This is a genomic window from Microbacterium sp. F01, from assembly GCF_056156365.1.
The window spans coordinates 1,333,219-1,355,871 of sequence record NZ_CM149592.1 but is presented as its reverse complement, the minus strand read 5'-3'; the positions used below and the strand labels follow the sequence as shown (position 1 = coordinate 1,355,871).

The window sequence follows — 22,653 nt, the reverse complement described above, 5'->3', positions numbered from 1 at the left end:
CGCGTGGCGGCGGATCACGACGCGGTGGGCTCTTCGTCGCGTCTGTCCCCCGCGTCGGGGTCGGTCGGCAGCTCCACATCGCTCACGTGCGGCACCCGCATCCGCACCATGACGACGACGTCGACCGCCAGCGAGGCGAGCACGCTCACGACCGCCGCGACGAAGAACACCGTCGGCTCGATCCACGGCTGACCGCGCAGGACGAGCAGGATCACGATGAACACGACGAACTTGAGGATCCATCCGCCCATCACGATGCCGAAGAAGATCGGCACGTAGAGCGGGTCGCCGAACCAGCGGTTCGCGATGAGGATGCTCGCCCCCGTGATACCCAGGAACACCGCAGCGACCAGGACGCCGGCGAGGGCGCTCCAGAGGCCGGTCGTGCCCGCGACGAGGAAGCCGACGATCGCGCCGACGACGGCGAGGATCGCGGTGACCGAGCCCGACCACACCAGGACGGTGCGCAGGATCGGGGTGCTGGAGATCGGGGTGCGGGGGTTCGGGCTCGTGCTCATCGGGCGTCCTCCTGTGCGGGCGCGGGATCGGGCTGGGGTTCGGGTTCGGTGGGGGCCGGCGCCGCGGCGACCGGGCGGCGGTGCGAGGGAAGAAGCGTGACGACGAGGCATGCGGCGATGCCGACGATGCCGTAGAACACGCCGAAGAGGTAGTCCCCCGGCCACTGCAGCGTGGTGCCGATGTACATCAGCAGCACCGACAGGCTCACCAGGGCCGTCCACGCGTAGAAGATGAGCACCGCGTCGCGGTCGGTGTGGCCCATGTCGAGCATGCGGTGGTGCAGGTGCTTGCGGTCGGGCGAGAACGGCGACTTGCCCCGGCTCATGCGTCGGACGACCGCGAGGCCGAAGTCCAGCAGCGGCAGCAGCACGACGACGACGGGCAAGAGGATCGGGATGAACGCACCGAGCAGCTGCGACCGGCCGAACGCGTCGTTGTCGGCGATCATCGCCGGGTCGAAGTTTCCGGTGATGGAGATCGCCGAGCACGCCATGAGAAGACCGAGCATGAGCGCGCCCGCGTCACCCATGAACAGGCGCGCGGGACTCCAGTTCAGCGGGAGGAAGCCGATGCACGCGCCGATGAGCACGGCGGCGATGAGCGACGACAGCGTGAAGTACGTGCTCGAGCCGATGTCGCGGAACACCATGTAGGAGTATGCGAAGAACACGACGTTCGCGATGAGGCAGACCCCGGCGACGAGCCCGTCGAGGCCGTCGATGAAGTTCACCGCGTTCATGACGACGACGATCGAGAAGACGGTGAGGGTGAAGCTCGCCCAGCTCGAGAAGATCGTCATGCCGCCCAGCGGGAGCGTGTAGATCTGCAGCTGCCCGAACCACGCGATGACGCCGGCGGCGAGGAACTGTGCGCCGAGCTTGATCATCCAGTCGAGGTCCCACAGGTCGTCGAGGACGCCGATGACCACGATGAGCGCGGTCGCGCCGAGCAGCGCGTACATCTGCTGGGGCTGCGCCCAGACGATGGAGAAATACGGATGCTGCGACGACACCGCGAACGCCGCCAGCACGCCGATGAACATGGCGATGCCGCCGAGGCGCGGCGTGGGCGTCTTGTGGACGTCGCGCTCGCGGATGCCCGGATACAGCTTGTACTTCTGGCTGAGCCGCCACACCGCCCACGACAGGACGAAGGTGACGGCCGCCGTGAGGAGGATCGTGAAGACGTACTGCTTCACGAGCGGTCGGGTTCCGGCGCCCCGGGCGCCGCAGCCGCGTCGGCCGCAGCATCCGTCGCCGCGGCATCGGTCGCCGTGGCGTCGGGCTCCGCCTCGGGCTCGGCGCTCGGCTCGGGCTCGAGGAGGTCGCCCAGCACGTCGCGCAGCTGCTCGCGGCTCACGGCGCCGTCGCGCAGCACGCGTACGCGGGGCTCGTCGCCGACGACGAGGCTGGTCGCGTCGATGATCGTCGAGGGGACGCCGGTCTTCGACGGCCCGTCGCCGAGATAGACAGCGACGCTGTCTTTCAGCATCCCTTCCGCGTCCTCGGCGGTGATGCCGGCCGCCATGCCGGTGAGGTTGGCGCTCGAGACCGCGAGCGGCCCGGTCTCTTCGAGGAGCTCGAGGGCGATGCGGTGCGCAGGCATGCGCACCGCCACGGTGCCCTGCGTCTCGCCGAGGTCCCACGACAGCGACGGCTGCGACGGCAGCACGATGGTGAGGCCGCCGGGCCAGAACGCCTCGACGAGGCGCTCGATGGGCTCGGGCACCTCGGCGACGAGGGCGCGCAGGGTCGTGAGGCCGGCCACGAGCACGGGGGGCGGCGACTGGCGGCCGCGGCCCTTCGCCGCGAGGAGACGCGCGACGGCGGCGTGGTCGAAGGCGTCGGCGGCGACGCCGTAGACGGTGTCGGTGGGGATGACGACGAGCTCGCCGCGGCCGATGGCCTGGCGCGCCTGGCGCATGCCGGTGAGCAGCTGCGCCTCGTCACGGCAGTCGTAGATGGGGGACATGTCGCCCGCCATTCTAGTTGTGAAGCCCCGGACGAACGCTCCGAACCGGCGGCGGCGTCACGGCCGCAGCGCGGTGGTCGCGCGGTCGCGCATCGTGAGGTCGGGGTGGGTCGCGGCGGCGCGCCAGCCGTCGGCCTCGAGGATCCTCCGGATCGCCTCGCCCTGCCACTCGCCGTGCTCGATCACGATCATCCCTCCGGGGTGCGTCAGGCGCAGTCCCACTCCGCTCAGGATGCGCACGACGTCGAGGCCGTCCTCTCCCCCGTACAGCGCCGCGGGTGGATCGAAGAAGCGCACCTCCGGGTCACGCGGGGTCGCAGCATCCGGAACATAGGGAGGATTGGATGCCACGACTGAGACGGTGCCGTCGAGCTCGGGGAACGCGTGGGCCAGGTCGATGAAGGCGAGCGTCGCGTTGTCGGCGCCGACGTGCGCGAAGTTCTCCTTCGTCCACACGAACGCGTCGACCGAGTTCTCGGCCGCGAACACGCGGGCGTGCGGCACCTCGGTCGCCATGGCGAGGGCGATCGCGCCGCTGCCGGTGCCGAGATCCACTGCGACGGGAGACTCGGATGCTGCCGCCCGCAGCGCGTCGATCGCCAGCTGCGCGACGACCTCGGTCTCGGGGCGGGGGACGAAGACACCGGGGCCGACCCGCAGCTCGAGATGGCGGAAGGGAGCCGTGCCGGTGATGTGCTGCAGCGGCTCGCGCGTCACCCGCCGTGCGACGAGTTCGTCGAGGCGGGCGGCGTCCTGAGGCGCGAGGCGGTCGCCGCGGATCGCGGCCGCCTGCACTCCCCCGCGCCCGGAGCCGAGAACGACGGCGGCCAGCAGCTCCGCATCGACGAGTGGGTCGGCGATGCCGACCTCGGCGAGGCGCGCGGCGGCGCGGCGGAGGGCATCGGAGAGCAGGGGGGATTCGTCGGGAGAGGCCATGACCGCATCCACTCTAGGCCCGCCGCCGCGGCCCGCAGGGTACCGGGGAGCGGCCAGCCTTTCGTCACAGAAGGACTCACAGCGAAAGCCTCACCATAGGCTGGGGCTCGATCCGCCGTGAACCCCGCGAAAGGCCCGACATGCCCGGCATCCACTCCGACATCACCGCTGCTTTCGGCAACACCCCGCTTGTCCGCCTCAACCGCGTGACGAACGGCTCCGGAGCCGAGGTCCTCGCCAAGCTCGAGTACTACAACCCCGGCTCGTCGGTCAAGGACCGACTGGGCATCGCGATCGTCGACGCCGCCGAGGCGTCGGGTGCGCTGAAGCCGGGCGGCACGATCGTCGAGGGCACGAGCGGCAACACCGGCATCGCGCTCGCCCTCGTCGGCGCGGCGCGCGGCTACAAGGTCATCCTGACCATGCCGTCGTCGATGTCGGTCGAGCGCCGTCAGCTGCTCAAGCGCTTCGGTGCGGAGCTCGTTCTCACCGACCCCGCCGGCGGCATGAAGCTCGCCGTCGCCGAGGCGGAGCGCATCGTCGCCGAGACGCCCGGTGCCGTCCTCGCGAAGCAGTTCGAGAACGAGGCGAACCGCCAGATCCACCGCAAGACCACCGCCGAGGAGATCTGGCGCGACACCGACGGCGAGGTCGACATCTTCGTCGCCGGCATCGGCACGGGCGGCACCATCACCGGTGTCGGTCAGGTGCTCAAGGAGCGCAAGCCCGAGGTCAAGGTCGTCGCCGTCGAGCCGACCGCCTCGCCGCTGCTGTCGACCGGCACCCCCGGTCCGGCGAAGATCCAGGGCATCGGCCCGAACTTCGTGCCGCCGATCCTCGACACGAACGTGTTCGACGAGGTCGTCACTGTCGAGTTCGAGGACGCCATCTCGACCTCGCGTGACCTCGCCGCCAAGGAGGGCATCCTCGTCGGCATCTCGAGCGGCGCCGCCGTGTGGGCCGCCCTCCAGATCGCCGCGCGCCCTGAGAACGCCGGCAAGAAGATCGTCGTGGTCACCCCCGACACCGGCGAGCGCTACCTCTCGACCGCGCTCTTCGAGGATCTGCGCGAAGATTGAGTCGTCACGACGGCGCGCCGGCCCGTTCGGGTGCCGGCGCGCCGTCGTCGTCTTTCCGCGCCGCCTGATCCGAGGGAGCACCACGTGCCCGGCATCCATTCCGACATCACCACCGCCTTCGGCGAGACGCCGCTCGTGCGCCTCAACGCGCTCACCGAGGGCCTCGGGGCGGAGGTGCTCGCGAAGCTCGAGTTCTACAACCCGGGTTCGTCGGTCAAGGACCGCCTGGGCTATGCGCTCGTCGAGGCGGCCGAGGCGGCCGGCGAGCTGGTGCCGGGCGGCACGATCGTCGAGTCCACGAGCGGGAACACCGGAATCTCGCTCGCGCTGATCGGCGCCGCACGCGGTTATCGCGTCATCCTGACGATGCCCGCCTCGATGTCGAAGGAGCGGCGCACGCTGCTGAAGGCGTTCGGCGCCGAGCTCGTGCTCACCGACCCTTACAAGGGCATGACGGAGGCGGTCGAGACCGCCCAGCGCATCGTCGCCGAGACGCCCGGCGCGATCCTCGCGCGCCAGTTCGAGCACGAGGCGAACGCCGCGATCCACCGCAAGACCACCGCCGAGGAGATCTGGCGCGACACCGAGGGGCGCGTCGACTGGTTCGTCGCCGGCTCGGGCACCGGAGGCACGATCACGGGCGTCGGCCAGGTGCTCAAGGAGCGGAACCCTCACGTCAAGATCGTCCTCGTCGAGCCGAAGGACTCCCCCGTCCTCACCGAGGGCCGCGCCGGCGGCCACCGCATCCAGGGCATCGGACCGAACTTCGTCCCCGAGGTGCTCGACCGCACGGTCGTCGACGAGATCTTCGACGTCGAGTTCGACGACGCCATCGCGGTCGCGCGCGAGCTCGCCACCCGCGAAGGCATCCTCGCCGGCATGTCGGCCGGCGCCGCCGTATGGGCGGCGCTCCAGATCGCCGCGCGCCCCGAGGCGGAAGGGCAGCGCATCGTCGTGATCGTGCCCGACTCCGGCGAGCGCTACCTGTCGACCGCTCTGTACGAGCACCTGCGCGAGCCGGAGGCCCAGACCAAATGACCGACGAACGCATCGGATTCTTCGCCCGGGCCCGCGAAGACGTGGCGGCGGCGAAGCTGCGCGACCCCGCCGCCCGCGGCGGTCTCGAGATCGCCGTGCTCTACCCCGGCCTGCACGCCATCTGGGCGCACCGCGTGTGGCACGCCCTGTGGACGCGGGACTTCCGCTTCGTCGCCCGCGCCGGGTCTCAGGTCACCCGCTGGCTCACCGGCATCGAGATCCACCCGGGGGCGACGATCGGCCGTCGCTTCTTCATCGACCACGGCATGGGCGTCGTGGTCGGCGAGACCGCCGAGGTCGGCGACGATGTCATGCTCTACCACGGCGTCACGCTCGGCGGCCGCCAGCGCGAGGGCGGCAAGCGCCACCCCACGATCGAGGACGGCGTCGCCGTCGGTGCCGGCGCCAAGATTCTCGGCCCGATCACGATCGGCGCGGGATCGGTCGTCGGCGCGAACGCGGTCGTCACGAAGGACGCCCCCGCCGACAGCGTGCTGGTCGGGGTGCCCGCCAAGCCTCGGGCCCGCCGCATCGGCGACGACACCCGCGCCCTGCTGACGACGCCCGAGTACTACATCTGACCTTCGCGGGACGGATGCTGCCGCCCCCCGGCCCGCGGCCCGCTCACAGACTTAGCAGATCCGCGCCGAGATCGCGCCCATCAGCGCGAATCCTGCGAAGACGGCGCGATCCTGCGACGTCTGAGAGGCGGATGCCGCATCACGCCGCGCTGCGACGGTAGATCGCGGCCGCGGCGGTGCGCGACGGCGCATCGAGCTTGCGCAGGATCGCCGACACGTGCACCGACACGGTCTTCACGCTGATGTACAGGCGCTCGGCGATCTGCCCCGTTGCTGAGGCCTTCGGCCACGAGGACGAGCACCTGCTCTTCGCGCGCGGTCAGCACCGAGCGCGGCGCGTCGCCGGCGAGTCCGGCCTGCGTCAGCACGTCGTGAGCGCGCGCGGCGAGGCCATCGGCGCCCAGCTCTTCTGCGTACGCGGCGGCGGCGGCGAGCGCCTCCTTCGCCTCCGCCCGGTCGCCGGCCCCCAGGAGTGCCTCGCCGTGCCGCAGCCGCGCGTACGCGCGGATGAAGGCGGGACCTGAGGCATCGAGCGCGGCGGCCCACGCGCCTTCGCCGAGTTCGGCGGCGAAGACCGCGGCCCACAGCGGCGTGACCGGCCAGTCCTCGAAGGTCGCCAGCACCTGCCGGTAGGGCTCGATGTCGGCGTCCTCCCCGCGTTCGCGCAGCATCACGGCGGCCCGGGCGGCGACCGCCGTCAGGGGCAGCGCGAGCACGCCGCCGGCGGTCGACTCCCATGCCAGCCGCGTGTGCGCGAGGGCGCCGTGTGCATCGCCCCGCGCCAGGGCGAGCTCGCCCAGGTCGTAAGCCATGCCGTAGCGCGTCTGGTACTCGTAGGCGCCGAACCTGTCGAGTTCGAGACGCGCCGCCTCGAGGGCCGTCTCGGCGCCGTCGATGCGCCCTCGCCAGATCGCAAGACACACCAGCCGCTCGCGAAGGAATGCGGAGTACAGCCCCGGCTCGACCAGCGGCAGCAGTCCCCCCAGCTCCTCGGCCTCACGCAACCGGCCGGCGTAGATGTGCGCCTCGATCACGTTGGCCTCGATCATGACCAGCGGCCCGATGTCGGCGACGTGCGCACGCCCGTACTCCAGCCCCTCCTGAGCGACCGCCACCGCCTCGTCGTACCGGCCGACCTGCATCAGCGTGTTCGAGTAGTTGATGTAGTACCGCATCATCGCCCGGACGAAACCGCCCGAGTGTGCGCGCGCCTCCTCGAACAGGGCGACGCCGCCGACGTCCCCGACGCTGGCGCGGCAGGTCGCCGAGATGAGCAGGGCCTGCGCGACGAGCTCGGTCGCGACCGGGTCGCCGGCGGCGGCCGCCGCGGCCGCCGTCGTGCGCGCCTGCGCGGCGACCTCGTCGCCGCGACTCTGTCTCCCGTTGAGCATGTGCACGCGCGCCGAGCTGAGCAGCAGCCCGGCCCGCTGAACGTCGTGGCGCGGATCGTCGCCGAGGATCGCCAGGGCCTGCTCGATGCTCTCGACGCCGTCGGAGACGCCCGCCTGGAACTGGATCGTGGCGAGATCGCCGAACATCTCGGCACGACCTACGACGTCGTCCTCCGGCCACAGCGCGACCGCTTCCCGCGCGAAGGCGAGCGCGCGATCGTTCCGGTTGGCCGACACGAGCGCCGCGGAAGTCCGGCGCAGCACCTCGGCACGCGGCATCCCGCAGACAACCTCGGGATCGACCACCGAGTCCCAGAGTTCGAGCGCACGCTCCCCCGCCTCCGCCGCCGTCGACCAGGCCGACGCGACGCTCGCGGCGCGCTGCGCCGCCACGGCGGCCGCGAGCGCACGATCGGGCACGTGCGCGGCGCGCCAGTGATGGGCGATGTCGGCGAGCACGCGGGCCGTCGGCGGCGACTGCTCGAGCGCCACCGCGTACGCCGTGTGGAGGCGTGTGCGCTCGGTCGGAAGCAGCTCGGCGTACACCGCCTCCTGCATGAGCGCGTGGCGGAACGCGTACGCGTCGCCGCGGATCACGACGATCTGCGCGTCCACTGCGCTGCGCACCGCCTCTTCGAGGGCCGCCTCGTCGCCCTCGAAGACCTCGCGCAGCACCGGGTGCGCCACCTCGACGCCGCCGGTCGCCAGCACGCGGGCGAAGCGGCGGGCGGCAGCATCCAACCGCTCGTATCTCAGCAGGAGCACGTCGCGCAGCGACACCGGCAGACGGGCGCCGGAGAAGCTGGCGAGCTCCTCGACGTAGAACGGGATGCCCTCGCTGCGCGCGGCGATGTCGTTCAGAACGCCGGGTGCCAGCGCGTCGCCGTGGACCGCGGTGGCGAGTGCGCCGGCCTCAGCGGGGCTGAGGCGCGCGAGCGGGCGGTGGGTCATCAGCCGGGCCCGGTCGAGCTCGGCGAGCACCGGTCGCAGCGGGTGGGCACGGCCGACGTCGTCGGTGCGGTACGACAGGAGCACGAACAGCGGAAGCGCGGCCGCCCTTCGCACGAGCCGCGCGGCGATCTCGCACGTCGTGCTGTCGGCCCAGTGCAGGTCCTCGATGATCACGACCAGCCGATACGTCCGTGACAGCTGCGAGAACAGCTCGACCACGACATCGGCGAGGCGCTCGGCGTCTCCGGGGGTGTCGGCGAGGGCGGGCACGAGCACGCCGAGCGCGTCGGCTCCGGGTCCTGCGGCCTCGCGCACCGTCGGCACGCCGAGTGCGTCGACGAGGTCGCGCAGCAGATCGGTCACGGCGGTGAGCGGTGCCGGTCCAGAGCCGGAATCGACGCATCCGCCGCGCACCACCACGACACCATCGAGCCCGTCGGTGAAGTCGCGGAGCAAGCGCGTCTTGCCCATCCCCGCGTCGCCCGACACGACGACGGCGCGGCCTTCGGAGCCGACGGCCGCGACCTCGTCGCGCAGCGCGTCGAGGTCCGCCTGGCGGCCGACGAGGGGCACCCGGCCGATCTGCATACCGCCCATCATCCCACCAGCGTCGCGGCTGAGGCGGTCGCCGCGGATCGGGAGGAATCCCTATCTTCGGGCGTCAGCCGCGGCGGTCCTGCACCTTGCTCTTGATGAACAGCGGCGGCAGCAGCCACGTCGCGAGCGCGGTGACCAGCCACACGATGAGCGTCCCGATGATCCACGCCACCGGGCCGTCGATGCCGATGCCCGCCGCCGGGATGAGCACCGCGATGAGCAGGGCGACGAACGTCGACAGCAGTCCGATGCCGCCGATGAGCGCATTGGCGTGCCGCCGGGTGATCTTGAACAGCCACGGCGCCAGAACGCTCTGCAGCACCGCGAAGATCACGACCGCGAGCACGATCCCCCACCAGTCGTTCCAGTGCAAGGTGAAGCCCGGCAGGACGAGGTCGGCGACGATGAGTCCGAGCGCCGCCGACACCAGGAAGATGAGGGCGCGGATGAGCAGCGTGAGCACGCTCGAAGCCTAGCGGCGCAGCATCCGTCGTCCGCGCAATGCCACCCTCCCTCGGTCCCACTCTGTTGAGTTGAGCACCGGGGCAGTCGTCGCGCGCGAGGACAGGACGCTCGACAAGCGGGGAGTCCGCCGACCCCCACGGATGCCGAGACCGGGGATTCGCGCCGAGACCGAGGGCTGCGTCCCAGATCTCGGCGCGAATCCTCGGTCTCAGCGGGCGCGATCAGGCGTCGTCGGAGCCCAGGGCCGCCAGCCGCGCCTCTTCGTCGGCGGTGATCGCCGATTCCACGATCGGGCCGAGCGCGCCGTCCATCACCTGGTCGAGGTTGTAGGCCTTGTAGCCGGTGCGGTGGTCGGCGATGCGGTTCTCGGGGAAGTTGTAGGTCCGGATGCGCTCGGAACGGTCCATGCCGCGGATCTGCGACTTGCGGGCATCGGATGCCGCGGCCTCGAGCTCTTCCTGCTGCTTGGCGAGGAGGCGTGCCCGGAGCACGCGCATGCCGGCCTCGCGGTTCTGCAGCTGCGACTTCTCGTTCTGCATCGACACCACGATGCCGGTCGGCACGTGCGTGATGCGCACCGCGGAGTCCGTCGTGTTCACCGACTGCCCGCCGGGACCCGACGAGCGGAAGACGTCGATCTTCAGGTCGTTCGGGTCGATGTGGATCTCTTCGGGCTCGTCGACCTCGGGGAACACCAGCACTCCGGTCGTCGAGGTGTGGATGCGCCCCTGCGACTCGGTCGCCGGCACGCGCTGCACGCGATGCACGCCGCCCTCGTACTTGAGGTGCGCCCACACGCCCTGCGCGGGGTCGCTCGAGGTGCCCTTGATCGCGACCTGGACGTCCTTGTACCCGCCGAGGTCGGACTCGTTGCGCTCGAGAAGCTCGGTCTTCCAGCCCTTCGACGCGGCGTACTGCAGGTACATGCGCAGGAGGTCCGCCGCGAACAGCGCCGACTCGGCACCGCCCTCGCCCTGCTTGATCTCCATGATCACGTCGCGCGCGTCGTCGGGGTCGCGCGGAATCAGCAGACGCCGAAGCTTCTCCTGCGCCTCGGCGAGCCCGGCTTCGAGAGCCGGCACCTCCTCGGCGAACGCGTCATCCTCGCGGGCGAGCTCACGGGCGGCATCCAGATCATCGGATGCCGCCACCCAGTCCTCGTGGGCCTTCACGATGCGCGACAGCTCGGCGTAGCGCCGGTTCACCCGCTTGGCGCGCGCCGCGTCGGCGTGCACCGCGGGGTCCGAGAGTTCCTCCTGGACCGCGCGGTGCTCGTCGATCAGCCCTTTGACTGACTCGAACATCAAGGATCAGCGGATGCTGTTGTCGTGATCGTGGCTGCGGCCACCGCCGTGCCCGTTCGCGGGCGCCGGGATCGACTTCTGCATCTGCACCAGGAACTCGACGTTCGACTGCGTCTCCTTGAGCTTGCCGAGCACGACCTCGAGGGCCTGCTGGGGCTCGAGGCCGGCGAGTGCGCGGCGCAGCTTCCAGGTGATCTTGACCTCGTCGGGCGAGAGCAGCATCTCTTCGCGGCGCGTGGACGACGCGTTGACGTCGACGGCCGGGAAGATGCGCTTGTCGGCGAGCTGGCGGTTCAGGCGCAGTTCGCTGTTGCCGGTGCCCTTGAACTCCTCGAAGATGACGTCGTCCATCTTGGAGCCGGTCTCGACGAGAGCGGTCGCGAGGATCGTGAGCGATCCGCCGTTCTCGATGTTGCGGGCGGCGCCGAAGAAGCGCTTGGGCGGGTACAGCGCCGACGCGTCGACGCCACCGGTGAGCACGCGGCCCGAGGTCGGCGCCGAGATGTTGTAGGCGCGACCGAGGCGCGTGATCGAGTCGAGCAGCACGACGACGTCGCGACCGAGCTCCACGAGGCGCTTCGCGCGCTCGATGGCGAGCTCTGCGACCGTGGTGTGGTCCTCGGCGGGACGGTCGAAGGTCGAGGCGATGACCTCGCCCTTCACCGTGCGCTGCATGTCGGTGACCTCTTCGGGGCGCTCGTCGACGAGCACGACCATGAGGTGCACCTCGGGGTTGTTGATCGCGATGGCGTTCGCGATCTGCTGCAGCACGATCGTCTTGCCGGCCTTCGGGGGCGCGACGATCAGGCCGCGCTGGCCCTTGCCGATCGGCGCGACGAGGTCGATGATGCGCTGCGTCAGCTTCTCGGGCGCGGTCTCGAGGCGCAGGCGCTCCTGCGGGTACAGCGGCGTGAGCTTGCCGAACTCGACGCGCGCGGCGGCGTCGTCGACCGACAGGCCGTTGATCGCGTCGACCTTGACCAGCGCGTTGTACTTCTGGCGGCTGGACTGCTCGCCCTCGCGCGGCTGCTTGATCGAGCCGACGACCGCGTCGCCCTTGCGCAGGTTGTACTTCTTGACCTGACCGAGCGAGACGTAGACGTCGCTCGGGCCGGGCAGGTAGCCGGAGGTGCGGACGAACGCGTAGTTGTCGAGCACGTCCAGGATGCCCGCGATCGGGATGAGGACGTCGTCCTCGCCGATCTCGGTCTCGAACTCGTCGCCGGTCGCCTGGCCGCTGCGTCGCTTGTTGCGCTGACGACCGCGGCCGTTGCCCTGAGCCGGCTGCTCCTCGTCCTGCGCGTCGGCTTTCGCGGGCTCGGCGACGGGCTGGCTCTGAGCCTGACCACCCTGAGCGTTCTGCCCCTGCGCGTTCTGGCCGCCCTGCGCGTTCTGGTTCTGCGCGTTGCGGTTGCGGCTGCGGCTGCGGCTGCGGCTCCGGCTGCGCGACGGCGTCTCGCCGCCCTCGGCCTCGGCGGCCTGCTCGGCGCCCTCGCCCTCGGCGGGCGATTCGGCGTCGGCGGCAGGCGCTTCGGCGGGGACGGATGCCTCGTCCGCGGCCTGCTCGCCTGACTCAGCGGGTGCGACCTCGGCGGGTGCCTCCGCGGGCGCGGCCCCGGCGGATGCCTCCGCCGGTGTCTCGGCGGGTGCTTCGGCGGCGGGCTCGGCCGGAGCAACGTCGGTGCTCTTGGCACGACGCGGCGCGCGCTTGCGCGGGGCCTTGGCCGGCGCGGCCGGAGCCTCGACGGGCGCCTCGGCAGCGGCCTCGGCCACGACGACCTCGGCGACGACCTCCTCGGCTACGACTTCGGCGACGACCGCCTCGGCCACCGCCTCCTCGGCGACCGCGTCCGCGACCGCGGCCTCAACGACGGCCTCCTCGGCGACGGCGTCGGCGATGATCGCCTCGGCCACGGCCTCCTCGGCGACTTCCTCAGCGGCCTCGGCGGCGGCAGCGTCACCGGACGCTTCGGCGATGATCGCCTCGGCGACAGCCTCCTCGGCGACCGCTTCCGCGGCGAGTGCCTCGACGACGGCCTCCTCGGCCACGGCGTCGGCCGCCTCCGCGACCTCGACGGCCCCTTCGGCGACTTCCTCGGCCACGACGGCCTCGATCACGGCTTCCTCAGCCACGGCCTCGGCCTGGGCCTCGATGCTGTCGACATTCTCGCCGGCCTCGGGCGCTTCCGCGCGCTCGTCGGCCGGAACGTCGGCGTGGATCTCGGAGATGGACTCCACGAGTTCTCCCTTGTGAAAAACGGAACGATTGTGCACGATCGCACGGCGCTGCCGGGTGGCGTCTGCCTGCTTCGAACAGTTGTCACGCCTGTCGAAGCTCCCGCCGACGGGGTGAGGGACCGCGAGGGTGCTCAGCGGACGTCGGCAGGTCAGAATGCCGTGCGGTGGTTTCGCAGATTTGCGACGGAGGCCAGATTCACGTCTTACGTGGAACCCTCCGCGTACTCCCTCACTGTACCACCCTTGAAGTCGACGGCGAGCATGAGCGACTCCCACGGGGTGTCGGTCGCCGCCGCGGCGAGAGCGGCCGCTTCGAGGCGTCGTCCCGGGCCGTCGGCGAGAACGAGCACGCTCGGTCCCGCCCCCGACACGACGGCCGCGAAGCCCGCCGCGCGGAGGGCCCGGACGAGACTGTCGGTCTCGGGCATGGCGCTCGCGCGGTAGTTCTGGTGAAGCTTGTCCTCCGTGGCCGCCTGCAGCAGCTCGGGGCTCTGCGTGAGCGCCGCGATCAGCAGTGCGGAGCGCGAGACGTTGAAGACCGCGTCCTCGCGGGGCACGTGCAGCGGCTGGAGGCTGCGGGCGAGCTTGGTCGACATGGTGAAGCCGGGGACGAACACGAGCGGCGAGACACCGCGGTGCACGAGCAGCTTCTTGTGCTGCGGACCGTCCTCGTCGACCCACGCGATGGTGAGGCCGCCGAACAGGGCCGGTGCGACGTTGTCGGGGTGGCCCTCGAGCTCGGTCGCGAGGCCGAGCAGCGCGTCGGGCCCGAACTCCACGTCACCTTCGAGCAGGCCCTTCGCGGCCAGGAGGCCCGACACGACCGCTGCGCCGGACGAGCCGAGGCCGCGCCCGTGCGGGATCACGTTCTTGGCGACGAGGCGCAGTCCCGGCATCCGTCGCCCGACCGATTCGTACGCGTAGGCGATCGCCCGCACCACGAGGTGCGAGGCATCGCGGGGCACATCGGCCGCGCCGGCACCTTCGACCTCGATCTCGAGCTCGCCCTCGGGCAGCGCCGTGACGTCGAGCTCGTCGTACACGCTCAGCGCGAGGCCGAGGGTGTCGAACCCGGGTCCGAGATTGGCGCTCGTCGCGGGCACCCGCACGACCACACGGCGGCCGGGCGCCGGGGCGACGGCTGCGTTCACGCGGTCGCCGCCGCGGGGGCGAGCTCCAGGACGGATGCCACCTCCGACGTCGTGGCGTCGACCACGGTGGGCTCGACCTCCGAGCCGTCGGCGTTGCGCAGCGCCCAGTGCGGGTCCTTGAGGCCGTGGCCGGTGACCGTGAGCACGACCCGGGCGCCCTGGGGCACGACGCCCGCCTCGACGCGGTCGAGCAGGCCCGCGACGCTGATCGCCGACGCCGGCTCGACGAAGATGCCGACCTCGCCCGCGAGGAGCTTCTGCGCCGCGAGGATGCGGTCGTCGTCGATGGCGCCGAAGTACCCCTCCGTCGCCGCGCGGGCCTCCAGAGCGAGGTCCCACGAAGCCGGGTTGCCGATGCGGATGGCGCTGGCGACCGTCTCGGGGTGCTTCACGACCTCGCCGCGCACGAGCGGCGCGGAGCCCTCGGCCTGGAAGCCGAACATGCGGGGCACGCGGGTCGAGACGCCGGCTTCGGCCTCTTCGCGGTAGCCGCGGGTGTAGGCCGTGTAGTTGCCGGCGTTGCCGACCGGGATGAAGTGGAAGTCGGGGGCGTCGCCGAGCTGCTCGACGACCTCGTACGCGGCGGTCTTCTGGCCGTCGATGCGGTCGGGGTTGACCGAGTTGACGAGGTGAACCGGGTAGTTGTCGGCGAGCTCCCGCGCGATCTCGAGGCAGTCGTCGAAGTTGCCGCGGATCTGGATGAGGCGGCCGTTGTGCGCGACGGCCTGGCTGAGCTTGCCCATCGCGATCTTGCCCTCGGGAACCAGCACCGCCGCGGTGATGCCCGCGTGCGCGGCGTACGCGGCCGCCGAGGCGGACGTGTTGCCGGTCGAGGCGCAGATGACGGCCTTCGCGCCGTGTTCGATCGCGCGCGACACGGCGACGGTCATGCCGCGGTCCTTGAACGAGCCCGTCGGGTTCATGCCCTCGAACTTCACCCACACGTCGGTGCCGGTGCGGCGCGACAGCGCCGGGGCGGGCAGGAGCGGCGTGCCGCCCTCGCCGAGGGTGACCACGGTCGAGGCATCCGTGACGCCCAGACGATCTGCGTACTCGCGGAGGACTCCGCGCCAAACGTGTGCCATGTCAGTTCTCCTTCAGAAAAGTCTTCAATTGCCTTCGACGCGCAGCACCGAGACGACGCGCTCGACGACGCCGCTCGCGGCGAGGCGGTCGACCGTCTCGCTCAGGTCCTGCTCCAAAGCCTTGTGCGTGCCGATCACCAGCCGTGCCACACCGCTCTCGCCGTCGCCCGATCCCACGACCGTCTGCTCGAGGGTCGCGATCGACACGCGTCCCTCACTCAGGATTCCGGCGACCGTCGCCAGCACGCCCGGCTGGTCGTCGACCTCGAGCGTGATCTGGTAGCTGGTCGTCACGCGTCCGACCGGGACGATCGGCAGGTTCGCGAGCGTCGACTCGCCGACACCGACGCCGCCGGCGATGTGGCGGCGCGCCGCCGACACGACGTCGCCGAGCACCGCGGATGCGGTCTGCACGCCACCGGCGCCCGCGCCGTAGAACATCAGGTTGCCGGCCGCCTCGGCCTGCACGAACACCGCGTTGTTGGCGCCGTGCACGCTCGCGAGCGGGTGCGCGCGGTCGATGAGCGCCGGGTAGACGCGTACCGAGATGGATTCACCGGATGCCTCGGTCAGGCGCTCGCAGACGGCGAGCAGCTTGATGACGTACCCGGCGTGGCGCGCAGCATCCATCATCGATTTGTCGATCGAGGTGATGCCCTCGCGGTGGACGGCGTCCAGCGGCACCGTGGTGTGGAACGCGAGCGAGGCGAGGATCGCCGCCTTCTGTGCGGCGTCGTAGCCCTCGACGTCGGCGGTCGGGTCGGCCTCCGCGTAGCCGAGGCGCTGCGCATCGGCGAGCACGTCGGCGAAGTCCGCCCCCTCGGTGTCCATGCGGTCGAGGATGTAGTTCGTCGTGCCGTTGACGATGCCCATGATCCGCTGCACGCGGTCGCCGGCGAGCGAGTCGCGCAGCGGACGGATGATCGGGATCGCGCCGGCGGCGGCAGCCTCGTAGTAGACCTCGGCGCCCACCTGGTCGGCGGCGTCGAAGATCTCGGGGCCGTGCGTCGCGAGAAGCGCCTTGTTGGCGGTCACGACGTCGGCGCCCGAGTTGATCGCGTGCAGCAGGTACTCGCGCGCCGGCTCGATGCCGCCCATGAGCTCGATGACGATATCGGAGCCGACGATGAGCGAGTCCGCATCGGTGGTGAAGAGCTCGCGCGGCAGGTCGACGTCGCGCTTGGCGTCGACGTCGCGGACCGCGATGCCCACCAGCTCCAGTCGCGCGCCCGCCCGGTCGGCGAGCTCGTCGGCGTGCTGACGCAGCAGCGAGGCGACCTGCGAGCCGACGGCTCCGGCTCCCAGCAGTGCGACGCGGAGGCGGCGGTAGTCGGTCATGCGTTCCCTTCCGTCGGTGCGCCGGCGAGCTCGCGTCCGCGGTGCACGGTGCTGAGGCCGGCGTCGCGGGCGAGCAGATCGTCGATCGTCTCGCCGCGCACGATGACGCGTGCCTCTCCCCCGCGCAGCGCCACGACGGGCGGGCGGGGGACGTAGTTGTAGTTGTTCGAGAGCGAGAAGCAGTACGCGCCGGTCGCGGGGACCGCGAGCAGGTCACCCGGTGAGACGTCGCCCGGCAGGTACTCGGCGTCGACGACGATGTCGCCGGACTCGCAGTGCTTGCCCACGACGCGCGAAAGCGCCGGCTCGGCGTCGCTCGTGCGTGACGCGATGCGGGCCGAGAACTGCGCGCCGTACAGCGCGGGGCGGGCGTTGTCGCTCATGCCGCCGTCGACGCTCACGTACAGGCGCGTGTCGCCGCTCTCCAGCGCGACCGGCTTGGTCGTGCCCACCTCGTACAGCGTCACGCCGGCGCGGCCGACGATCGCGCGACCGGGCTCGAACGCGAGATTCGGAACCGGGATGCCGCGCACCTCGCACTGCCGCGCCACGGCCTCGGCGATGCCGAGGGCGAGCGCCTCGATCGGCGTCGGATCGTCGACGGACGTGTAGGCGATGCCGAAGCCGCCGCCGAGGTTCAGCACGGGCAGCTCGCCGCCCTCGCGGAGCTCGGCGTGGAGCTCCACCAGGCGGGAGGCGGACTCCTCGAACCCGGCCGTGCCGAAGATCTGCGAGCCGATGTGGCAGTGCAGGCCCACGAACTCGAGGCCGGGAAGCTCGCGGATGCGGGCGACGGCGGTAGGGGCATCCGTCAGCGTGAAGCCGAACTTCTGGTCTTCGTGAGCCGTCGCGAGGAAGTCGTGGGTCTCGGCGTGCACGCCGCTGTTGACCCGCAGCAGCACGGCCTGGGACGCGCCGCGGCGTTCCACGATCGCCCCGAGACGCTCGATCTCGATGAGGCTGTCGATGACGATCGAGCCGATGCCGACTTCGACGGCCCGCTCGAGCTCGGCCACCGACTTGTTGTTGCCGTGGAAGCCCAGTCGCGCCGGATCGGCACCCGCCGCGAGGGCGACGGCGAGTTCGCCGCCGCTGCACACGTCGACCGCGAGTCCCTCTTCGGTGACCCAGCGCACGACCTCGGTGCTGAGGAACGCCTTGCCGGCGTAGTAGACGCGGGCCTGCACGCCGTGCAGCGCGGCGGCCGCGCGGAAGGCGTCGAGGGTGCGGCGGGCGGTCTGGCGCACGTCATCCTCGTCGACGACATGGAGCGGTGTTCCGAACCGCTCGCGCAGGGCGGTGGCGGGGATGCCGCCGAGCTCGAGCACGCCGTCGGCATCGCGTGTCGCTGCCGTCGGCCACACGGCTGGCGCGAGCCCGTTCGCGTCGGCGGGGCGTTCCAGCCACGCCGGAGCGACGGAACGGGTATGCGGGTCGGCGGACACGGTGGACCAATCGGTGGGAGCTTCGACGCTGGCCGTCCGGGAGTCCGGGGGCGGCTCTGCCAGGCCGGAGGGGTCACGCGCCTGGCGGTGGTAGCAGTCTAGGGCACACGGCTCCGGGGCCCCGTGCCGTGTGACGCCCCACGGTGTCTCAGGCGCAGGTGCCGTTCTCCTGGAGTGCGGGATCGGTGGCGATGGCCCCGTCGACGTCGAAGTCGGCGACCAGGACGTCGCCGGTCACCCGGACGGCGGTGAGGGTCACGCCCGAGGGCAGGTACTGCGCGATGCAGACGTTCCAGTCGCGCAGCACGACGTCGGCGAGGCCGCCGAACTGACTGCGCAGCGCCTCGGCGGTCACCTCGGACTCGCCGAGGCGGAACGCGGCGGGGGTCAGGACGATGGCGCCGTCCGCCGCGGACGGCGCCAGGGCGACACCCACCGGGATGGACACGCCGAACAGCTGCAGGTCGATCGACATCGTCACGTCCGGGGCGGCGAGCCCCACCGTGTCGGCAGGGAAGCCCTCGACCGTCGACAGCAGCGTGCGCAGCTGCGCCTCGTCGAGCGAGACCGTCGCGGTGGCGCCGCTCATCTCGCCGGTGCCACGCACTGCCACGTCGTGAGCGGTGACGCTGACATCGCCCGTGACGCCTTCGAACGTCACGTCGTCGGACGCGATCGTGAGCTCGCCGACGGTGCCGGAGATCAGTTGCGGAATCACAGCGCCGGGGATCTCGACATCGATCTGCTGGTCGGCCGGAAGCGACAGCTGGGTGCGCACCTGCTCGCGGACGACACCGGTGACGATCTGACGGGCGATCGCCTCGGCCGCGAACCACGCGGCCACGGCGAGCACCGCGACGATCGCGAACGCCACGATCCATGGCCACACGCGGCGCGACCGCTCTGGTTCCGCCGGAACCATACCGTCGGGAAGGGGTTCGGTCACCTGCGTGTCGCCTCTGGCCATGTCTACATCCGTTCCGGTGCGGTGACGCCGAGAAGATCGAGCCCGTTGCGCAGCACCTGCCCGGTGGCGTCGTTGAGCCACAGGCGGGTGCGGTGGACCGGCTCGACGGGCTCGTCGCCGAGCGGGATCACGCGGCAGTTGTCGTACCAGCGGTGGTAGAGCCCGGCCAGCTCCTCGAGGTAGCGGGCGACGCGGTGCGGCTCGCGCACCTCGGCCGCGAACGCCACGATGCGCGGGAACTCCTGCAGCGCACCGAGGAGCGCCGACTCGGTCTCGTGCGTCAGCAGCTCGGGAGCGAACGCGGAGCGGTCGACGCCCGAGCCGTGCGCATTGCGCGCGACGTTGTGCGTGCGCGCGTGGGCGTACTGCACGTAGAAGACGGGGTTGTCGTTGGTGCGCTTGCGCAGGATCTCGGGGTCGAGCGTGAGCGGCGAGTCGGCAGGATAGCGCGCGAGCGAGTACCGCAGCGCGTCGGTGCCGATCCAGTCGCGGAGGTCGTCCAGCTCGATGATGTTGCCCGCGCGCTTCGACAGCCGTGCGCCGTTGACCGACACCAGCTGCCCGATGAGCACCTCGATGTCCTTCTCGGGGTCGTCGCCCGCCGCGCCCGCGAGTGCCTTGAGACGGTGCACGTAGCCGTGGTGGTCGGCGCCGAGGAGGTAGATCTTGTGCGCGAAGCCGCGGTCGCCCTTGTTGAGGTAGTAGGCGGCATCGGCGGCGAAGTAGGTGTACTCGCCGTTGGAGCGACGGATGACGCGATCCTTGTCGTCGCCGAAGTCGGTGGTCCGCACCCACACGGCGCCCTCGTCGTCGAACACGTGGCCCTGCTCGCGCAGGCGGTCGACGGCCTCGTCTACGAGGCTCGGCTCGCCGCCCGACCCCTTCGCGTGGAGCGTGCGCTCGCTGAAGAAGACGTCGAAGTGCACGTTGAACTTCTCGAGCGACGACTGCAGGTCGCCGAGCTGCAGCTCGTAGGCCCGGTCGCGTGCGATCCGCAGCTGCTCGTCCTCGGGGAGCGACAGCAGCTCTGGCACCGCCGAGACCACGCGCTGAGCGAGATCGTCGATGTACGAACCCGGGTAGCCGTCCTCGGGGGTGGGCTCGCCCTTGACAGCGGCGAGAACCGAACGGCCGAACCGGTCCATCTGCGCGCCGGCGTCGTTGACGTAGAACTCGCGCACGAGGGTCGCGCCACTGGCCAGCAGCAGGCGCGCCATCGAGTCGCCGAGCGCCGCCCAACGGGTGTGGCCGATGTGCATCGGACCCGTCGGGTTCGCGCTGACGAACTCGAGGTTGATCGTGTTGCCGCGCTGGGACTCGTTCGTCCCGAACGCCGCCCCCGCGTCGACGATGGTCTTCGCCAGCGCGCCGGCGGCCGCAGCATCCAATCGGATGTTGATGAAGCCGGGTCCGGCGACCTCGACCTCGGCGACGCCGTCGACCTGGGCGAGGCCGGCCGCGATGTCGGCGGCGAACTCGCGGGGGTTCGCGCCGACGGCCTTCGCGAGCTTGAGCGCCGCGTTCGAGGCCCAGTCGCCGTGGTCGCGGTTCTTGGGCCGCTCGAGGGGCAGGTCGGCGACGGTGAGACCCTCAGCCGCACCGGGTCGTCGCGCCTCCGCGAGCGGGGCGACGACGGCGAGCAGGGCGGCGGAGAGGGCTTCGGGGTTCATAGCCCGTCAAGTCTACGGGCGCCGCCTGCTGCGCCCCTGACCGGGGTCAGGAGATCTGCACCAGGGCACCGAAGTCGTCGGCGGCGGGATCCGATGCCTCGGGCAGCACCTCGGGCAGGGTGTCGAGGCCGTCGAGGGTCGCGGCCTCGGGAACGACCCACGCGTCGACGCGCAGGCGCTTCAGCCCCACGTAGCCGCCGTGGTAGCTGAGGAACGCGCAGTCGGCGGCGTCGCGACCCGTCGCGATGCGCACGAGCGAGTTGCGGTTCGCGAGGCGCGTCGCGTCGATGACGTACCACGCGCCGTCGAGGTAGGCCTCGGCCACGGCGTGGAAGTCCATCGGGCGCAGGCCCGGCGCGAAGCAGGCGGCGTAGCGGGCGGGCATGTCCATCGCTCGCAGCAGCGCGATGACGACGTGCGCGTAGTCACGGCACACGCCCTGGCCGGTCATCAGGGTCGTGACCGCGCTGTCGGTGCCCTGGCTGAGGCCCGGGGTGTACGTGGTGCTCGTCGAGACGAATTCGGACACGGCCGCGATGAGGTCGTGCCCCGAAAGCCCCTTGAACTGGCGACGGGCCTGCTGGAACACTTCGTCGGACTGCGCGTAGCGACTGGGGCGGAGGTATGTGATGGCCTCGAGGTCGCTCGTGCGATTGCTCGCGGCCTGCCCGTCGACGGTCGCCTCGTAGCGGATCTCGAGGTGTCCGGGCTCGCCCGTGAGGCGGTGCAGACGGCTACCGGACTGGTCGACGATCTCGGTCGGCGTGTACACGCGATCGCCCTGCGTGAACGTCAGCTGCTCACTCGAGATCGGCACCGCCTGAGCGGCTGCGATCTGGAAGATGAGGTCGACGGATGCCCCCAATTCGAGGTCCATCTCAGCGGTCACGACGCGTTGCACCGAAGTATCCTCGCATGCCGCGAGGAGGTGGAAGTGCGGGCTTGACAAGGTCTTCCTGCGAGTGTTCTGCAAGCGGTTCCAACCCTCAGGATCAGGCCCCGGTTTTCCCCAGTTCACGGCCCATGGAACGACCTCGCCCGTGCATGACTTACCCTCTCTCTATGCACGCGCCCGGCCGCACCCGAGGACGGCGGATGTGGCTCCCCCTCGCGGGCGCCGCGCTCGCCGTCGCCGCGGTGTGCGTGGTGGCGGTCCTTCGTCCGTGGGGCGCGCCCGAACCGGTGGTTCCTGTGGCCGTGGCCGAGGGCGACGCTGCGGTCGCAGCATCCGTCCCTCCCGCTCCTCTCGTGCTGGAAGAGGGTGCGCGCGTGCTCGTCTTCGGGGACTCCTGGGTCTACGGCTCGGCGGCGACCGTGCCGACCCTGGGCTTCGCGTATCTGCTCGCCGACGAGCTCGGCGTCGAGACCGTCGTGGACGGCGTGCGCGGCAGCGGCTACCTCAAGCCGGGCCTCGACGGACCCGCCTACGGCGAGCGCATCGACGCGCTGGACCCGGCGCTCGAGCCCGACCTCATCATCGTCGAGGGGTCGATCAACGACCGCAAGCTCTATCCGGCCGGATATCGGGATGCTGTCACCGCCGCGTGGGATGCCCTCGCGGCCCGCTATCCCGACGCCGAGATCGTGATCCTCGGCCCGTCGCCGCAGGTGCTGCCCGTGGAGGACGCGACGCGAGAGATCGACGCCGACCTCAGCGAGCTCGCCGGCGCGCGCGGCTGGTGGTACATCTCTCCCATCACGGAGGGCTGGATCACCGACGCCAACTACCTCGACGTCATCGACACGGGCCCCATCGGCCGCGACCACCCTTCCACCGACGGCCACGCCTACCTCGCCGACCGCGTCGCGACGGCGATCGAGCGCATGGAGCAGCAGCCGGCGATCGTCGCCGACGCACCCCTCGACGACACTCCCCCGACTCCCTGAGGTGGCGGGGCCACCGGCGCCCGGATGGTAGTCTCGATCG

19 protein-coding genes are annotated in these 22,653 nt (G+C 71.2%); 4 read left to right on the top strand and 15 right to left on the bottom strand.

The window, feature by feature from the left end:
• Nucleotides 1-14: 14 nt before the first annotated feature.
• The 4 genes from ACVN90_RS05975 to prmC are packed head-to-tail and all read right to left on the bottom strand — an operon-like array spanning nt 15 to nt 3,426.
• On the bottom strand, nt 15-518 hold the full coding sequence (locus ACVN90_RS05975) for a hypothetical protein (RefSeq protein WP_475101236.1): 504 nt from the start codon (nt 516-518) through the stop codon (nt 15-17).
• Nucleotides 515-1,717, bottom strand: coding sequence for an MraY family glycosyltransferase (locus ACVN90_RS05970; protein ID WP_475101235.1), 1,203 nt, complete (start codon nt 1,715-1,717; stop codon nt 515-517). Before ACVN90_RS05970 ends, ACVN90_RS05975 begins: the two co-directional genes overlap by 4 nt.
• Nucleotides 1,714-2,490 carry an L-threonylcarbamoyladenylate synthase gene (locus ACVN90_RS05965; RefSeq protein WP_475101234.1) on the bottom strand — a complete coding sequence of 259 codons (777 nt, stop codon included), beginning with the start codon at nt 2,488-2,490 and terminating at the stop codon, nt 1,714-1,716. Before ACVN90_RS05965 ends, ACVN90_RS05970 begins: the two co-directional genes overlap by 4 nt.
• Before the next feature lie 57 nt (nt 2,491-2,547).
• Complete coding sequence (prmC, locus tag ACVN90_RS05960; protein ID WP_475101233.1) at nt 2,548-3,426, bottom strand: peptide chain release factor N(5)-glutamine methyltransferase; 879 nt, start codon at nt 3,424-3,426, stop codon at nt 2,548-2,550.
• Between the two features lie 140 nt (nt 3,427-3,566).
• Here prmC and cysK (ACVN90_RS05955) point away from each other — a divergent pair, with 140 nt between their 5' ends.
• The 3 genes from cysK (ACVN90_RS05955) (at nt 3,567) to epsC (ending at nt 6,124) form a co-directional block, all read left to right on the top strand.
• A complete protein-coding gene (gene cysK, locus ACVN90_RS05955; RefSeq protein ID WP_475101232.1) occupies nt 3,567-4,505 on the top strand; it encodes a cysteine synthase A in 939 nt (312 codons plus the stop codon).
• Nucleotides 4,506-4,589: 84 nt separating this feature from the next.
• The gene (gene cysK, locus ACVN90_RS05950) at nt 4,590-5,543 is read left to right on the top strand and encodes a cysteine synthase A (RefSeq protein ID WP_475101231.1); all 954 of its coding nucleotides are present in this window, start codon (nt 4,590-4,592) and stop codon (nt 5,541-5,543) included.
• Entirely contained in the window at nt 5,540-6,124 is a 585-nt protein-coding gene (gene epsC / locus ACVN90_RS05945) for a serine O-acetyltransferase EpsC (protein WP_475101230.1), read from the top strand. Before cysK (ACVN90_RS05950) ends, epsC begins: the two co-directional genes overlap by 4 nt.
• Nucleotides 6,125-6,204: 80 nt before the next feature.
• Here epsC and ACVN90_RS05940 read toward each other — a convergent pair whose 3' ends face one another.
• The 11 genes from ACVN90_RS05940 to ACVN90_RS05890 form a co-directional block, all read right to left on the bottom strand.
• A complete protein-coding gene (locus ACVN90_RS05940; protein WP_475101229.1) occupies nt 6,205-9,054 on the bottom strand; it encodes an ATP-binding protein in 2,850 nt (949 codons plus the stop codon).
• Between the two features lie 73 nt (nt 9,055-9,127).
• Nucleotides 9,128-9,526 carry a hypothetical protein gene (locus ACVN90_RS05935; protein ID WP_475101228.1) on the bottom strand — a complete coding sequence of 133 codons (399 nt, stop codon included), beginning with the start codon at nt 9,524-9,526 and terminating at the stop codon, nt 9,128-9,130.
• A 223-nt stretch (nt 9,527-9,749) separates the two neighbouring features.
• A complete protein-coding gene (gene prfA / locus ACVN90_RS05930) occupies nt 9,750-10,832 on the bottom strand; it encodes a peptide chain release factor 1 (protein ID WP_475101227.1) in 1,083 nt (360 codons plus the stop codon).
• A gap of 6 nt (nt 10,833-10,838) precedes the next feature.
• On the bottom strand, nt 10,839-13,070 hold the full coding sequence (gene rho, locus ACVN90_RS05925; RefSeq protein ID WP_475101226.1) for a transcription termination factor Rho: 2,232 nt from the start codon (nt 13,068-13,070) through the stop codon (nt 10,839-10,841).
• Between the two features lie 203 nt (nt 13,071-13,273).
• A complete protein-coding gene (gene thrB, locus ACVN90_RS05920) occupies nt 13,274-14,221 on the bottom strand; it encodes a homoserine kinase (protein ID WP_475101225.1) in 948 nt (315 codons plus the stop codon).
• The gene (gene thrC / locus ACVN90_RS05915) at nt 14,218-15,306 is read right to left on the bottom strand and encodes a threonine synthase (protein ID WP_475101224.1); all 1,089 of its coding nucleotides are present in this window, start codon (nt 15,304-15,306) and stop codon (nt 14,218-14,220) included. Before thrC ends, thrB begins: the two co-directional genes overlap by 4 nt.
• A gap of 24 nt (nt 15,307-15,330) precedes the next feature.
• The gene (locus ACVN90_RS05910; protein WP_475101223.1) at nt 15,331-16,644 is read right to left on the bottom strand and encodes a homoserine dehydrogenase; all 1,314 of its coding nucleotides are present in this window, start codon (nt 16,642-16,644) and stop codon (nt 15,331-15,333) included.
• On the bottom strand, nt 16,641-18,089 hold the full coding sequence (lysA, locus tag ACVN90_RS05905) for a diaminopimelate decarboxylase (RefSeq protein WP_475101222.1): 1,449 nt from the start codon (nt 18,087-18,089) through the stop codon (nt 16,641-16,643). Before lysA ends, ACVN90_RS05910 begins: the two co-directional genes overlap by 4 nt.
• 148 nt (nt 18,090-18,237) lie before the next feature.
• On the bottom strand, nt 18,238-19,056 hold the full coding sequence (locus ACVN90_RS05900; protein ID WP_475101221.1) for an LmeA family phospholipid-binding protein: 819 nt from the start codon (nt 19,054-19,056) through the stop codon (nt 18,238-18,240).
• A gap of 2 nt (nt 19,057-19,058) precedes the next feature.
• On the bottom strand, nt 19,059-20,726 hold the full coding sequence (locus ACVN90_RS05895; RefSeq protein WP_475101220.1) for an arginine--tRNA ligase: 1,668 nt from the start codon (nt 20,724-20,726) through the stop codon (nt 19,059-19,061).
• Nucleotides 20,727-20,772: 46 nt separating this feature from the next.
• Nucleotides 20,773-21,627, bottom strand: coding sequence for a transglutaminase-like domain-containing protein (locus tag ACVN90_RS05890; RefSeq protein ID WP_475101219.1), 855 nt, complete (start codon nt 21,625-21,627; stop codon nt 20,773-20,775).
• A 194-nt stretch (nt 21,628-21,821) separates the two neighbouring features.
• On the opposite strand from ACVN90_RS05890, the gene ACVN90_RS05885 reads away from it, so the two are divergent.
• Nucleotides 21,822-22,613 carry an SGNH/GDSL hydrolase family protein gene (locus ACVN90_RS05885; RefSeq protein ID WP_475101218.1) on the top strand — a complete coding sequence of 264 codons (792 nt, stop codon included), beginning with the start codon at nt 21,822-21,824 and terminating at the stop codon, nt 22,611-22,613.
• The last annotated feature ends 40 nt before the right edge of the window (nt 22,614-22,653 follow it).

Bases quoted from the DNA above. Each gene is read 5' to 3' on its own strand.
- ACVN90_RS05975 (WP_475101236.1), bottom strand. From the start codon at position 518: ATGAGCACGAGCCCGAACCCCCGCACCCCGATCTCCAGCACCCCGATC.
- ACVN90_RS05965 (WP_475101234.1), bottom strand. From the start codon at position 2,490: ATGTCCCCCATCTACGACTGCCGTGACGAGGCGCAGCTGCTCACCGGC.
- prmC (WP_475101233.1), bottom strand. From the start codon at position 3,426: ATGGCCTCTCCCGACGAATCCCCCCTGCTCTCCGATGCCCTCCGCCGC.
- cysK (WP_475101232.1), top strand. From the start codon at position 3,567: ATGCCCGGCATCCACTCCGACATCACCGCTGCTTTCGGCAACACCCCG.
- epsC (WP_475101230.1), top strand. From the start codon at position 5,540: ATGACCGACGAACGCATCGGATTCTTCGCCCGGGCCCGCGAAGACGTG.
- ACVN90_RS05940 (WP_475101229.1), bottom strand. From the start codon at position 9,054: ATGCAGATCGGCCGGGTGCCCCTCGTCGGCCGCCAGGCGGACCTCGAC.
- prfA (WP_475101227.1), bottom strand. From the start codon at position 10,832: ATGTTCGAGTCAGTCAAAGGGCTGATCGACGAGCACCGCGCGGTCCAG.
- thrC (WP_475101224.1), bottom strand. From the start codon at position 15,306: ATGGCACACGTTTGGCGCGGAGTCCTCCGCGAGTACGCAGATCGTCTG.
- ACVN90_RS05910 (WP_475101223.1), bottom strand. From the start codon at position 16,644: ATGACCGACTACCGCCGCCTCCGCGTCGCACTGCTGGGAGCCGGAGCC.
- ACVN90_RS05900 (WP_475101221.1), bottom strand. From the start codon at position 19,056: ATGGCCAGAGGCGACACGCAGGTGACCGAACCCCTTCCCGACGGTATG.
- ACVN90_RS05895 (WP_475101220.1), bottom strand. From the start codon at position 20,726: ATGAACCCCGAAGCCCTCTCCGCCGCCCTGCTCGCCGTCGTCGCCCCG.
- ACVN90_RS05885 (WP_475101218.1), top strand. From the start codon at position 21,822: ATGTGGCTCCCCCTCGCGGGCGCCGCGCTCGCCGTCGCCGCGGTGTGC.